The sequence below is a fragment of the Psychromonas sp. CNPT3 genome, from assembly GCF_000153405.2.
In the GTDB taxonomy this organism is placed as follows: domain Bacteria; phylum Pseudomonadota; class Gammaproteobacteria; order Enterobacterales; family Psychromonadaceae; genus Psychromonas.
In genome coordinates this window covers 66,225-79,820 of the sequence record NC_020802.1, presented here as the reverse complement: position 1 = coordinate 79,820, position 13,596 = coordinate 66,225, and the positions used below count along the sequence as shown (strand labels likewise).

Genomic DNA, 13,596 nt, shown 5'->3' with positions numbered 1-13,596 from the left:
GGAATCTTATCAATGAGAGATAATACCTGATGAAAAAATTCTATTTTAAAATAATATCAATCCTTTTTCTGTTAACAATATTATGTATTCAAGCAGAGGCTCACACTCTGCTTAGCAGTGCAACGCTATGGCAATATCGCAGTGCACTTATCCAGTTGTCCGGCATTATTAGCGTTACCTTGATGAGTATTGTTCTGCTACTGGCCCTTAGGCTTCCTTTGATAGAAAACATGACTAAAGGCCTCGATAAGTCCTATCACCTGCATAAATGGATAGGTATTAGTGCATTAATCACCTCAATACTACATTGGTTCTTTACAACGGTTGCTAAGAACTTCATAGACAGACCGACTCACAGGCGCAGTCCTATCGATGCCGATTCATTTGTTGCCCTTATACGCCCGCTTCGATCGCTTGCAGAGTCGATAGGTGAAGTGTTTTTCTACGGCGTGTTAATACTCGGCGCTATCTCTCTCCTTCGCCATATTGGTTATAAAACATTTAAACTCTCACATAAATTAATGCCACTCTGTTTTATTGCCTTCGCATTCCACAGTGTTATTTTAATAAAGCCTGCCTATTGGGACTATCCCATAACCTATATCACCCTCTTTATTATTACGATTGGTTTAGTCGCTGCGATTTTAAGCTTAAATGGAAAAATAGGTAAAAAAAAGAGACACCATGCCGTGCTAAGTTCTTTTTATCATGATCATAGCAATCAAGTAACCGAATTGAGTTTATCCGTACAAGGATGGCCGGAACATAAGAGTGGTCAATTTGCTTATCTTAATTTTGGGGCTAACAATATTCACCCCTTTAGTATTGCGAGTACCTATAAAAAGAATGCTCCACTACGTTTCTTAATTAAAGAGCTGGGTGACTTTACCTCTGACTTAAAAAACCAGTTAACAATAGGTCAAACAATTAAGATTGAAGGTCCCTATGGAAAATTTAATTTTAATGATCAACGTGATCAAATATGGATCGCAGGTGGAATAGGGATCGCAGCTTTTAAGGCTCAATTACAAACCCAAAGAACATTATCGGTAAATAAATCAGTGACACTTTACTATTGTACGAAAAAACCGAGTAAAACATTAACACTCGAATTACGAAAAGAAGCTAAATTGGCAAATATTGATCTAAAAATAATAGATACGCGCAGCGATCCTCTGTTAACAATTACAATGTTGAATGACAGCCATAAAAACTTAAATGCACATTCTATTTGGTTTTGTGGGCCCACTCGATTTTCAGATAAGCTAAAAGCCGATTTAATAGCCCTAAATTATAATTTACAGTTATTCCACCAAGAGTATTTTTCAATGCGTTGATGAAATAATATATAAGAACATGTATAAGAAAGAAAATCGTAAGTATCCTAATTTTATATCGTTTCCGTAACGGGTATGAATACTCCTACTATAGACTCTGCCTGAATATAAGAGATCACGGTCACTTTATACGAACTAAAAGAGAGACCATTTTGACTTTTTTTATTATTATTAATAATAAAAACGATGCTGAAATTAGTATTATCTTTATCCTTTTCTGGGACAGGTTTATCAATGACACATATCGAAAACATTTATCAAACTAACATAAAGTTGTTACTTCAGTGCGATATTCAATTTAATGAATGGAAGCATGAGTCCATCACTGACACCGAAACAGATGATAGAGTGATGGCATCATTGAAGATCACCGGGACTTTAACTAAAAGTTTATTCTTGAAAATTAAAGGGGGTGGTTTTGCCTTGTTTTTAACTGACAAACGTAAACGATTAGATAGTAAGTTAATGAAATCAGTACTAGGAAAACGAGTGTCAATTTGCAGTAATGAAGAAATGATAGAACAAATTGGCTGTATTCCCGGCGCAGTGTGTCCTTTTGGTTTGCCCGAGCACGTGCAACTGGTTATCGATACTGATTTATATAGCAGTGAAGAATTGCTTTATACACCGGGCTACCCCACAGGAACAATCGGCATCCCGGGCTGTAGCTTACCGATTATTCTTAAGCATTTACCAAATGTTGTACATGAAGTTTAATAGACCTCTCTGAGAGTGGTCATCTGCCAAGCCAATAACGAAAAACCCCAGTACATCAAAAATGGACTGGGATTTATCGTTGGAATTTATTAAGAGAGCGCTTGGCGACGGTCAGGGTTCAACGATCTCACCCGCTCGTATACTTGCCTGTCGGCAATACCCTCCAGGATTCGCAGAGCTCACCCGCTCGTAAACTTGCCTGCCGGCAAACTCGCCCTAAAATCACACAATATGTATCTGCCTTCGCCGCGCTGTTTATGTTCCATGTTCGAGTAGGTCATTGCCAAGCCTTTAACGAAAAAACCCCAGCACATCAAAGAAGGACTGGGGTTTATCGTTGGAATTTATTAAAAGAGCGCTTGGCGACGGTCGGGAGTCGCGGAGCTCCTCCGCTCGTATACATCGCTGTCGGCAATACCCTCCCGGATTCGCAGAGCTCACCCGCTCGTGAAAATTGCCTGCCGGCAAACTCGCCCCTAAAATCACATAATATGCTTCTGCCTTCGGCAGGCTGTTTATTTCCCATGTGAGAGTGGTCATCTAGCCAAGCTAATAACGAAAAAATCCCTGTTGACATCAGTCAACAGGGATTTATCGCAATTCTTTTATTAATAGAGCGCTTGGCGACGGTCAGGGTTCGCAGAGCTCACCCGCTCGTATACTTGCCTGTCGGCAATACCCTCCAGGATTCGCAGAGCTCACCCGCTCGTAAACTTGCCTGTCGGCAATACCCTCCAGGATTCGCAGAGCTCACCCGCTCGTGAAAATTGCCTGCCGGCAAACTCGCCCCTAAAATCACATAATATGCTTCTGCCTACGGCAGGCTATTTATTTCCATGTTCGAGTAGGTCATTGCCAAGCCTTTAACGAAAAAATCTGTTTTATATAGTAATGGTTTTAAAAAAAGAGGCGCTTTGGCGATGGACAGGAGTCGCAGAGCTCCTCCGCTCGTATACATCGCTGTCGCGATACTCGCCCTACTATCACATAATATGCTTCTGCCTATGGCAGACTGTTTATATTCCATGTGAGAGTAGGTCATAAATCGTAGGCAATAAAAAACCCAGTCAGAAAAAACCGACTGGGTTATTTAATTGGGCGCTTGGCAATGACCTACTCTCACATGGGGAGACCCCACACTACCATCGGCGCAACTGCGTTTCACTTCTGAGTTCGGCATGGGATCAGGTGGTGCCACAGCGCTATTATCGCCAAGCTAAAAATCTTAATTAGAAAAGCTGGATTGTGTCTAATCTTGCAATTTGTTTCGTAAAATATGTCTTCGCAAACGTATTTGATTGATTACAATCATCTCTTGGTTACTCAATACAATACTTTTAGGAATTGTATGGTTAAGCCTCACGGGTAATTAGTACAAGTTAGCTCAATACATTACTGTACTTACACACCTTGCCTATCAACGTTGTAGTCTCCAACGGCCCTTTAGGGAGCTTAAAGCTCCAGTGAGAACTCATCTCGAGGCTCGCTTCCCGCTTAGATGCTTTCAGCGGTTATCGATTCCGAACGTAGCTACCGGGCAATGCCATTGGCATGACAACCCGAACACCAGCGGTTCGTCCACTCCGGTCCTCTCGTACTAGGAGCAGCTCCTCTCAATTCTCAAACGCCCACGGCAGATAGGGACCGAACTGTCTCACGACGTTCTAAACCCAGCTCGCGTACCACTTTAAATGGCGAACAGCCATACCCTTGGGACCGACTTCAGCCCCAGGATGTGATGAGCCGACATCGAGGTGCCAAACACCGCCGTCGATATGAACTCTTGGGCGGTATCAGCCTGTTATCCCCGGAGTACCTTTTATCCGTTGAGCGATGGCCCTTCCATTCAGAACCACCGGATCACTATGACCTACTTTCGTACCTGCTCGACGTGTCTGTCTCGCAGTTAAGCTGGCTTATACCATTGTACTAACCTCACGATGTCCGACCGTGATTAGCCAACCTTCGTACTCCTCCGTTACTCTTTAGGAGGAGACCGCCCCAGTCAAACTACCCACCAAACAGTGTCCCAAACCCCGATTCAGGGGCCATGGTTAGAACTCAAAACATACAAGGGTGGTATTTCAAGGTTGACTCCACCAAATCTAGCGACCTGGTTTCATTGCCTCCCACCTATCCTACACATGTAGGCTCTAAGTTCACTGCTAAGCTGTAGTAAAGGTTCACGGGGTCTTTCCGTCTAGCCGCGGGTACACAGCATCTTCACTGCGATTTCAACTTCACTGAGTCTCGGGTGGAGACAGCATGGCCATCATTACGCCATTCGTGCAGGTCGGAACTTACCCGACAAGGAATTTCGCTACCTTAGGACCGTTATAGTTACGGCCGCCGTTTACTGGGGCTTCGATCAAGAGCTTCGCGCAAGCGCTAACCCCATCAATTAACCTTCCAGCACCGGGCAGGCGTCACACCCTATACGTCATCTTACGATTTAGCAGAGTGCTGTGTTTTTAATAAACAGTTGCAGCCATCTGGTATCTTCGGCCTACAACAGCTCCATCCGCAAGGGACTTCACCGTCGTAGGCGTACCTTCTCCCGAAGTTACGGTACCATTTTGCCTAGTTCCTTCACCCGAGTTCTCTCAAGCGCCTTGGTATTCTCTACCTGACCACCTGTGTCGGTTTGGGGTACGATCCTTTATTATCTGAAGCTTAGAGACTTTTCCTGGAAGCATGGCATCAATGACTTCATCACCGTAGTGACTCGACATCGTATCTCAGCGTTAGTAGAAACCCGGATTTACCTAAGTCTCCCGCCTACATACTTGAACCTGGACAACCATCGCCAGGCCCACCTAGCCTTCTCCGTCCTCCCATCGCAATAATAAAGGGTACGGGAATATTAACCCGTTTCCCATCGACTACGCCTTTCGGCCTCGCCTTAGGGGTCGACTCACCCTGCCCCGATTAACGTTGGACAGGAACCCTTGGTCTTCCGGCGGGGGGGTTTTTCACCCCCCTTATCGTTACTCATGTCAACATTCGCACTTCTGATACCTCCAGGATGGTTTACACCTTTCCCTTCGACGGCTTACAGAACGCTCCTCTACCATGCATAATAAATTATGCATCCGCAGCTTCGGTGATATGTTTAGCCCCGTTAAATCTTCCGCGCAGACCGACTCGACTAGTGAGCTATTACGCTTTCTTTAAAAGATGGCTGCTTCTAAGCCAACTTCCTAGCTGTCTAAGCCTTTCCACATCGTTTCCCACTTAACATATACTTTGGGACCTTAGCTGGCGGTCTGGGTTGTTTCCCTTTCCACGACGGACGTTAGCACCCGCCGTGTGTCTCCCATGATTGCACTTGTTGGTATTCGGAGTTTGCATAGGGTTGGTAAGTCGGGATGACCCCCTAGCCTAAACAGTGCTCTACCCCCAACAGTGATACATGAGGCGCTACCTAAATAGCTTTCGAGGAGAACCAGCTATCTCTTGGTTTGATTGGCCTTTCACCCCCAGCCACAAGTCATCCCCTAATTTTTCAACATTAGTGGGTTCGGTCCTCCAGTTGATGTTACTCAACCTTCAACCTGCTCATGGCTAGATCACCAAGTTTCGGGTCTAATCCCAGCAACTATTCGCCCAGTTAAGACTCGGTTTCCCTACGGCTCCCCTAAACGGTTAACCTTGCTACTGAAATTAAGTCGTTGACCCATTATACAAAAGGTACGCAGTCACCGAACTAAGTCGGCTCCTACTGCTTGTACGTACACGGTTTCAGGTTCTATTTCACTCCCCTCACAGGGGTTCTTTTCGCCTTTCCCTCACGGTACTGGTTCACTATCGGTCAATTAGGAGTATTTAGCCTTGGAGGATGGTCCCCCCATATTCAGTCAGGATTTCTCGTGTCCCGACCTACTCGTTTTCACTATAAAGAAGTTGTCATATACGGGACTATCACCCTGTATCGTTGCACTTTCCAGAGCATTCTACTAACTTCTAAACAGCTTAAGGGCTGTTCCAATTTCGCTCGCCGCTACTATCGGAATCTCGGTTGATTTCTTTTCCTAAGGGTACTTAGATGTTTCAGTTCCCCTCGTTCGCTTCGTTAAGCTATGTATTCACTTAACGATGACACTAAGTGCCGGGTTGCCCCATTCGGAAATTCCAGGATATAACGCTTGTTATCAACTCCCCTGGACTTATCGCAGATTACCACGTCCTTCATCGCCTCTAATTGCCTAGGCATCCACCGTGCACGCTTATTCACTTAACCATACAATACCTAAAGATACTGTCTTTAAACGTTTTATGAATATTAATAATATTCAAAAAACACATAAGATTATAAAATTTAGATTTTATATGTCGTTTCCAAGACGCTTGCGATCCTCATATTTTACTATGAAAAACACATTCGTTTTTCGTGCACCTATCAGTTATAAATAACTGAGTAGATACGTACAAACTGCACTTCACTTACGTGAATTGCAGCTGTTTTTATTTTTGCTTGATTACAGTAATTAATGTAAACATTAATTACTGAGAACAATTTCGTTTATATTTAAAGCATTATATAAACAACCTAAGTTATTTATTATGATGCGATAAATAAGAACTTTATCAGCTTTCCTAATTGTTAAAGAGCAGTGTTAAAAAACACTTGATAATTGTTTCAAATTAAACAGTTATCAAGTGATTCTCTGGTTTTTTAATGCCTAGATTTTGGTATCCCCAAGGGGATTTGAACCCCTGTTACCGCCGTGAAAGGGCGGTGTCCTAGGCCTCTAGACGATGGGGACCAAGAACTTTGTGCGCTTTATCATTCTAATCAAACAATCTGTGTGGACACTAAACGTGTTTCTTTCGTATAAGGAGGTGATCCAGCCCCAGGTTCCCCTAGGGCTACCTTGTTACGACTTCACCCCAGTCATGAACCACACCGTGGTCATCGCCATCCCCGAAAGGTTAAGCTAATGACTTCTGGTGCAGCCCACTCCCATGGTGTGACGGGCGGTGTGTACAAGGCCCGGGAACGTATTCACCGTGGCATTCTGATCCACGATTACTAGCGATTCCAACTTCACGGAGTCGAGTTGCAGACTCCGATCCGGACTACGACAGACTTTATGAGATTCGCATACCCTCGCAGGTTAGCAACCCTTTGTATCTGCCATTGTAGCACGTGTGTAGCCCATCCCGTAAGGGCCATGATGACTTGACGTCGTCCCCACCTTCCTCCGGTTTATCACCGGCAGTCTCCCTAAAGTTCCCGGCATGACCCGCTGGCAAGTAAGGATAAGGGTTGCGCTCGTTGCGGGACTTAACCCAACATTTCACAACACGAGCTGACGACAGCCATGCAGCACCTGTCTCAGAGTTCCCGAAGGCACTCATCTATCTCTAGGTGATTCTCTGGATGTCAAGGGATGGTAAGGTTCTTCGCGTTGCATCGAATTAAACCACATGCTCCACCGCTTGTGCGGGCCCCCGTCAATTCATTTGAGTTTTAACCTTGCGGCCGTACTCCCCAGGCGGTCTATTTAATGCGTTAGCTTTGAAACCCACGGCATATAGCCACAAACTTCTAATAGACATCGTTTACTGCGTGGACTACCGGGGTATCTAATCCCGTTTGCTCCCCACGCCTTCGCGCCTCAGTGTCAGTCTTTGTCCAGGTGGCCGCCTTCGCCACTGGTATTCCTTCAGATCTCTACGCATTTCACCGCTACACCTGAAATTCTACCACCCTCTACAAAACTCTAGTCAACCAGTTTCAAATGCAGTTCCAAGGTTGAGCCCTGGGCTTTCACATCTGACTTAATTAACCACCTACGCGCGCTTTACGCCCAGTAATTCCGATTAACGCTCGCACCCTCCGTATTACCGCGGCTGCTGGCACGGAGTTAGCCGGTGCTTCTTCTGCGAGTAACGTCACAGATAGCAGTTATTAACTACTACCCTTTCCTCCTCGCTGAAAGTGCTTTACAACCCGAAAGCCTTCTTCACACACGCGGCATGGCTGCATCAGAGTTTCCTCCATTGTGCAATATTCCCCACTGCTGCCTCCCGTAGGAGTCTGGACCGTGTCTCAGTTCCAGTGTGGCTGGTCATCCTCTAAGACCAGCTAGGGATCGTCGCCTTGGTAAGCCATTACCTTACCAACTAGCTAATCCCACTTGGGCTACTCTAAACGCGCAAGGCCCGAAGGTCCCCTGCTTTGGTCCGTAGACATTATGCGGTATTAGCAGTCGTTTCCAACTGTTGTCCCCCACGTTAAGGCATATTCCCAAGCATTACTCACCCGTCCGCCACTCGTCAGCAAAGTAGCAAGCTACTCTCTGTTACCGTTCGACTTGCATGTGTTAAGCCTGCCGCCAGCGTTCAATCTGAGCCATGATCAAACTCTTCAATTTAAAGTTTAATTTGCAATGTTGTTACCAACAATGCGACTCAATATTACTGACTAAAACTAAGTAACTAATCAACTAGTGAAAAGTACTTGTTGTTATTCTGAATTAATGAATTAATTCGTGTGTCACTGATATTGATTCTTTTTGTCCTCTTAATGAAGTTGCAAAGCAAAATCACCATAAGGACTTTTTTGAAATCATCATCTAGTGCCCACACAGATTGTTTGATTAAATTGTTAAAGAGCGTGCCTTTCGGCAGGTGCGTATAATACGTCACCAGTGAGATTTGTCAACGCTTTAATTTAAGTTAATAATCAAATCATTGTCTCACCAAACACTGCGGTAACTCGCGTTACTTGCTGTGTCTGTGGGGTCGCATTATAGAGATCTAAGTCACATTGGCAAGCGTTTATTAGTGTTTTTTATGATTATTAATTTATGGGCCGAAAAACACACAAAAGCAGTGTAAAAATCACTCTTTACACTGCTTTTTGTATTAACTAGTAAATGTTTTTTAGTTTTCGATATGTAGACTAATTAGCTGCTTCGCAATAAATTTATTACTTAATGGTATATAACCATCTTTTGACACAATTTCTTGTCCCTGTTGCGATAACATTAATTTAATAAACTCAGTTTGCATTACGCTAAGTGGTTTATTTGGGTGTTTATTAACATAAACATATAAGTAACGAGAAAGTGGGTATTTTCCATTCGCTGCATTTTCTAAACTAGGCTCAATGTATTTAGTGCCTTTCTTCGCAATTGCGACAGCACGAACGCCCGAAGTTCGATAACCTATACCTGAATAACCTATCGCATTTAAAGACGATGAAACAGATTGCACCACAGAAGCCGATCCCGGTTGCTCATTTACGTTCTTTTTATAATCGCCTTTACATAGCGCTTTCTTTTTAAAGTATCCATAAGTACCAGAAACTGAATTACGCCCGAATATTTGAATATCTCGTTGTGTCCAACTCCCTTTTAAGCCCAAACCGCCCCAATCACTGATCTCTTCTTTGGCGCCACATTTTAGTGTACTTGAAAAGATTGCATCTACATCTGCAATGCTCAATCCTTTGATCGGGTTATCTTTATGTACAAAAACAGCTAAAGCATCAATTGCGACAATAATTTTAGTTGGCTTATAACCATAGGTTTTTTCAAAAGCCATTATTTCTTTTGATTTCATTTGTCGACTCATCGGTCCAAACTGAGACGTAGCGGCAGTAAGTGCCGGTGGCGCAGTAGACGATCCCGCTGCTTGTATTTGCACATTGACACTCGGGTAGTAACCTTTAAATTTTTCAGCCCATAACGTCATCATATTCGCCAGTGTATCTGAGCCCACTGATGATAAAGTGCCGGATACGCCAGCAGTTTTTACATAACTAGGAATAGCAGTATCTACCTTTGCTGCAAAAACACTCGCAGAAGAGAGTAATAACCCACTCACGATCAATGTATTAATGTTGCTTTTTATAGTCATAAAAAATACCTTTAATAAAAATAGTTAAGTTACTTGGTTGGCCTTATCATAGAAAAAATAGATGACAGTTTTGTTACACCTATATTAAGTTTTTATTATTAATCTCTCTTTATAGTGACTTTTGGCAAAATAAAGCTAAAAGTACTGCCTTTATGTAACTTACTCTTTATCAATAACTCACTATCATGATTTTTTAATGCATGCTTTACGATGGATAAACCAAGACCCGATCCTTTGCTTGTCACCCCTTCAATCTCCGCTCTATAAAAACGCTGGGTAATATTCACTAAATCTTTCGTCGATATACCAAAACCATCATCTTTAACGCTAAAAAGCCCCCCTTGAGTAGAGCCATTCCAGGTGATCTTTATATTACCGCCTGCAGGAGAGTAATTTATCGCATTAAAAACCAAGTTCGACATAGCGCTACGCAGATAAGATGCATTGCCATAACTTATCAATGTACTATCTACATTAAAAATAAGGTTTAGCTTTTTATCAACGGCGATCATCTTACATTCTTGCTCTATTTGTGAAATTATCAACGCAATATTAACTTCCTGGTTTAAATCAACCATCGCACCATTTTCAATGCGAGACAAAAGTAATAGATCATCGATAAGCGCCTCCATGCGTAAGCTTTGCTCCGACATGGCCTTAAGCGCTCTTTTATATTCCACCGGTAAATCATCAACATCGAAAATTTCAAGGTACCCTTTTAAAACGGTTAAAGGCGTTCTTAATTCATGGGATAAATTAGCAACGAAATTACGTTTTACTTCTTCTAATTGGTGTACCTGAGTAATATCTCGAACAATGAGTATTTGTTGTTTATCTAAATAACGAATAAAACGAATTTCAAGCCGAATATTGTTATTAATAGGTGATGTTATCTCTATACATTTAACGGCAAGGTTACTTTTTAACTCTTTAATAAAAACAGGTATACGGATCAAATTACTAATCTGTTGACCTATATCTCGAGGTAATTTTAAACCTAATAATTGTTGAGCAAGCTGATTGCTCCAAATGATAGCGTAATTTGAATCTAAAAATATTAACGCATCGGGCACCGCATCCGCCCCAGCACGAAACTTTTTAATGGTGAGAGTTAATGCTGCGCGCTTAGCGTAATGACGATTCTGCAATCTAAATAAACCGTTAAAAATCATCTCCCAACTACCCGTTCCTATCGGGGGAGTACGTTTTTTATCTCGCCATAACCACTTAAACAACTTAAATTGATAACGATAAAACCAAAAAATTTGAATGAAATTAGCAATCAAGATGCTTAATAAAATTTCATCACAAAAGAAACCTATCATAATTAAAATAGAATAGAGATAGAGGCTCTTCCATACGCCCCTATAAAAGGGGACTGTTGAGTACATAATGAAGCCCCTTAGTTATATTCTATTGAAAATCGGTATCCAAATCCGCGTACGGTTTGAATGTGCTTATCGCGTCCTGTTTCTGATAATGCAGATCTTAATCTTCTGATATGTACGTCGACAGTTCTGTCTTCTATATATGTTTGTGTTCCCCAAATACGATCTAATAATTGATCGCGGGAATAAACTCTATCTATGTGTGTCATAAAAAAATGTAACAACTTAAATTCAAGTGGTCCTAATTTTATGGTGCCACCGAGTACATCCACTTTATAAGAGATAGGATCCAAACTTAAACCATTAATTTTTATTTTTGAATCTTGACTAAACGATTCCCCTCGCCTTAACACGGCGCTCAGCCTCGCAATTAACTCTTTTGGCGAAAAGGGCTTCGTCATATAATCATCCGCCCCTGCGTCGAGTCCTTCAACCTTATCTTCTTCTGCGCTCCTTGCTGTAAGCATGATCACAGGAATGTTACAGAGCTCTGGCTCTGATTTTAAATAATTAATAAAACGTAAACCACTCCCTCCGATAATCATCCAATCTAATAGAACAATATCAAATTCTTGATGCGATACTTTTTGTACCGCATTTTGATAATCTCGTACCGCCTCAACTTCAAATCCGTTTTTTTGTAAACAAAAGCAAATCATTTCTTGAATCGATATTTCATCTTCAACAACTAAAATTCTCTTTAACATATAACAAACCTTGGTTTAACGAACAATTACTTCGATAATAGTTTTTCTAATTCACCGATATCCATATGCCTGACATCCGTCCCTTTAACAAAATAAATAATATATTCACTGATGTTTTGGCACCGACAACTGATCCGTTCAAGCGCACGTACGCACCACAACACATCAAGTACCTGGGGAATAGATTTAGGATCTTCCATCATGTACACCATAAGCTCTCGGATGATTCCATTATATTGTCTCTCTATATTGAGATGGTCATAATACACCTGCACCGCATCCTGCAAATCCATACGTGCAAAGGCATCCAATATATTATGTAGCATTTTAATTAAACGCTCCCCCATATTTTCAATACTGATCAATGGTGGATATTTTTTATTTTGATTTTCTATCACTGTCTTTGCTATTTTCACCGCAACATCGCCAATACGCTCTAAATCAGTGATGGTTTTAACAACCGCCATGATCAATCGTAAATCACTGGCGGCAGGTTGCCTCTTTGCAATGATCCGTAAACAAAGAGCATCTATATCAACCTCTAACGCATTAACTTGCATATCACGCTTTATGATTTTATTGGCATGATCGATATCCTTAGAGTTCAATATTTCTAATGCATGCTTAAGCTGTAATTCAATAATCCCCCCCATTTTAAGCACTTGATTACGACAATCATCAAGTTCCAAATTAAACTGTCCTGATATATGTTTACCTAAACTATTTGGCTCCATTATATTATCCTTATTAACCATATTTACCGGTGATATAATCTTCTGTTTGTTTACATGAGGGGGTTGTAAATAACGTATTGGTGTCTCGATATTCGATCAGTTTTCCCATATACATAAAAGCGGTATTATCCGAAACGCGCGCTGCTTGTTGCATATTATGGGTCACAATAACGACCGTATATTTCTTTTTTAAATCCGTAATTAGCTCTTCAACGACTAACGTTGAAATAGGATCTAAAGCCGAGGTAGGCTCATCCAATAATAATATTTCAGGCTCAATAGCAATCGCTCGTGCGATAACTAAACGCTGTTGCTGCCCCCCTGAAAGGCCAAAAGCGTTATCGTAAAGTCGGTCTTTCACCTCATCCCAAAGCGCCGCACCATGTAATGATTTATAAGCGACTTCGTCGAGTATGCGTTTATCTTTGATCCCCTGTAGTCTTAAACCATAAACAACATTTTCATAAATTGATTTTGGAAACGGTGTCGGTCTTTGAAATACCATGCCCACATTACGACGTAATGTCGCTACATCAACATCTTTATCAAATATGTTCTTATCATTTAACTTTATCCGCCCCTCTATCCTACAACTGTCAACAAGGTCATTCATTCTATTGATAGAGCGTAATAAAGTAGACTTCCCGCAACCAGAGGGACCAATAAAAGCCGTTACTTCTTTTTTTGGAATACTCATATTGATATCAAATAACGCTTGTTTATCTGCATAAAAGAGATTCAATTGTTCAATTTTTAATGCCGTGTCTTCCTCGCTTAAGTTATCTAATTTATTCTTTTTATAGCCGCTACTTGCTGATGTTATGTTTATCATCTTTATTCCTGT

At 41.8% G+C, this 13,596-nt stretch carries 7 protein-coding genes, 1 tRNA gene and 3 rRNA genes; 2 read left to right on the top strand and 9 right to left on the bottom strand.

The genetic code is table 11. From position 1 onward, the window contains the following. The first annotated feature begins 29 nt into the window (after nt 1–29). On the top strand, nt 30–1,337 hold the full coding sequence (locus PCNPT3_RS00340; protein WP_015463880.1) for a ferredoxin reductase family protein: 1,308 nt from the start codon (nt 30–32) through the stop codon (nt 1,335–1,337). Nucleotides 1,338–1,571: 234 nt separating this feature from the next. After that, nucleotides 1,572–2,054 carry a YbaK/EbsC family protein gene (locus PCNPT3_RS00335; protein WP_015463879.1) on the top strand — a complete coding sequence of 161 codons (483 nt, stop codon included), beginning with the start codon at nt 1,572–1,574 and terminating at the stop codon, nt 2,052–2,054. A 1,100-nt stretch (nt 2,055–3,154) separates the two neighbouring features. Here PCNPT3_RS00335 and rrf read toward each other — a convergent pair. The 9 genes from rrf to pstB all read right to left on the bottom strand — a co-directional run bounded on the left by rrf (nt 3,155) and on the right by pstB (nt 13,584). Beyond that, a 5S ribosomal RNA gene (gene rrf / locus PCNPT3_RS00330) occupies nt 3,155–3,270 on the bottom strand. A 132-nt stretch (nt 3,271–3,402) separates the two neighbouring features. After that, nucleotides 3,403–6,294, bottom strand: a 23S ribosomal RNA gene (locus PCNPT3_RS00325). Between the two features lie 450 nt (nt 6,295–6,744). Then, a tRNA-Glu gene (locus PCNPT3_RS00320) sits at nt 6,745–6,820 on the bottom strand. Between the two features lie 69 nt (nt 6,821–6,889). After that, nucleotides 6,890–8,434: ribosomal RNA gene (locus tag PCNPT3_RS00315) — 16S ribosomal RNA — on the bottom strand. The 16S, 23S and 5S rRNA genes sit together here with 1 tRNA gene alongside, the layout of an rRNA operon. Nucleotides 8,435–8,945: 511 nt before the next feature. After that, nucleotides 8,946–9,923, bottom strand: a complete 978-nt coding sequence (locus PCNPT3_RS00310; RefSeq protein ID WP_015463878.1) for a PstS family phosphate ABC transporter substrate-binding protein — start codon at nt 9,921–9,923, stop codon at nt 8,946–8,948. 98 nt (nt 9,924–10,021) lie between these two features. After that, nucleotides 10,022–11,314, bottom strand: coding sequence for a phosphate regulon sensor histidine kinase PhoR (phoR, locus tag PCNPT3_RS00305; protein WP_015463877.1), 1,293 nt, complete (start codon nt 11,312–11,314; stop codon nt 10,022–10,024). 11 nt (nt 11,315–11,325) lie between these two features. Further along, on the bottom strand, nt 11,326–12,018 hold the full coding sequence (phoB, locus tag PCNPT3_RS00300; RefSeq protein WP_015463876.1) for a phosphate regulon transcriptional regulator PhoB: 693 nt from the start codon (nt 12,016–12,018) through the stop codon (nt 11,326–11,328). A 26-nt stretch (nt 12,019–12,044) separates the two neighbouring features. Beyond that, nucleotides 12,045–12,752, bottom strand: coding sequence for a phosphate signaling complex protein PhoU (gene phoU, locus PCNPT3_RS00295; RefSeq protein WP_015463875.1), 708 nt, complete (start codon nt 12,750–12,752; stop codon nt 12,045–12,047). A 13-nt stretch (nt 12,753–12,765) separates the two neighbouring features. Next, the gene (pstB, locus tag PCNPT3_RS00290; RefSeq protein WP_015463874.1) at nt 12,766–13,584 is read right to left on the bottom strand and encodes a phosphate ABC transporter ATP-binding protein PstB; all 819 of its coding nucleotides are present in this window, start codon (nt 13,582–13,584) and stop codon (nt 12,766–12,768) included. Nucleotides 13,585–13,596: the final 12 nt, after the last annotated feature.

Bases quoted from the DNA above. Each gene is read 5' to 3' on its own strand.
- PCNPT3_RS00340 (WP_015463880.1), top strand. From the start codon at position 30: ATGAAAAAATTCTATTTTAAAATAATATCAATCCTTTTTCTGTTAACA.
- PCNPT3_RS00335 (WP_015463879.1), top strand. From the start codon at position 1,572: ATGACACATATCGAAAACATTTATCAAACTAACATAAAGTTGTTACTT.
- PCNPT3_RS00310 (WP_015463878.1), bottom strand. From the start codon at position 9,923: ATGACTATAAAAAGCAACATTAATACATTGATCGTGAGTGGGTTATTA.
- phoR (WP_015463877.1), bottom strand. From the start codon at position 11,314: ATGTACTCAACAGTCCCCTTTTATAGGGGCGTATGGAAGAGCCTCTAT.
- phoB (WP_015463876.1), bottom strand. From the start codon at position 12,018: ATGTTAAAGAGAATTTTAGTTGTTGAAGATGAAATATCGATTCAAGAA.
- phoU (WP_015463875.1), bottom strand. From the start codon at position 12,752: ATGGAGCCAAATAGTTTAGGTAAACATATATCAGGACAGTTTAATTTG.
- pstB (WP_015463874.1), bottom strand. From the start codon at position 13,584: ATGATAAACATAACATCAGCAAGTAGCGGCTATAAAAAGAATAAATTA.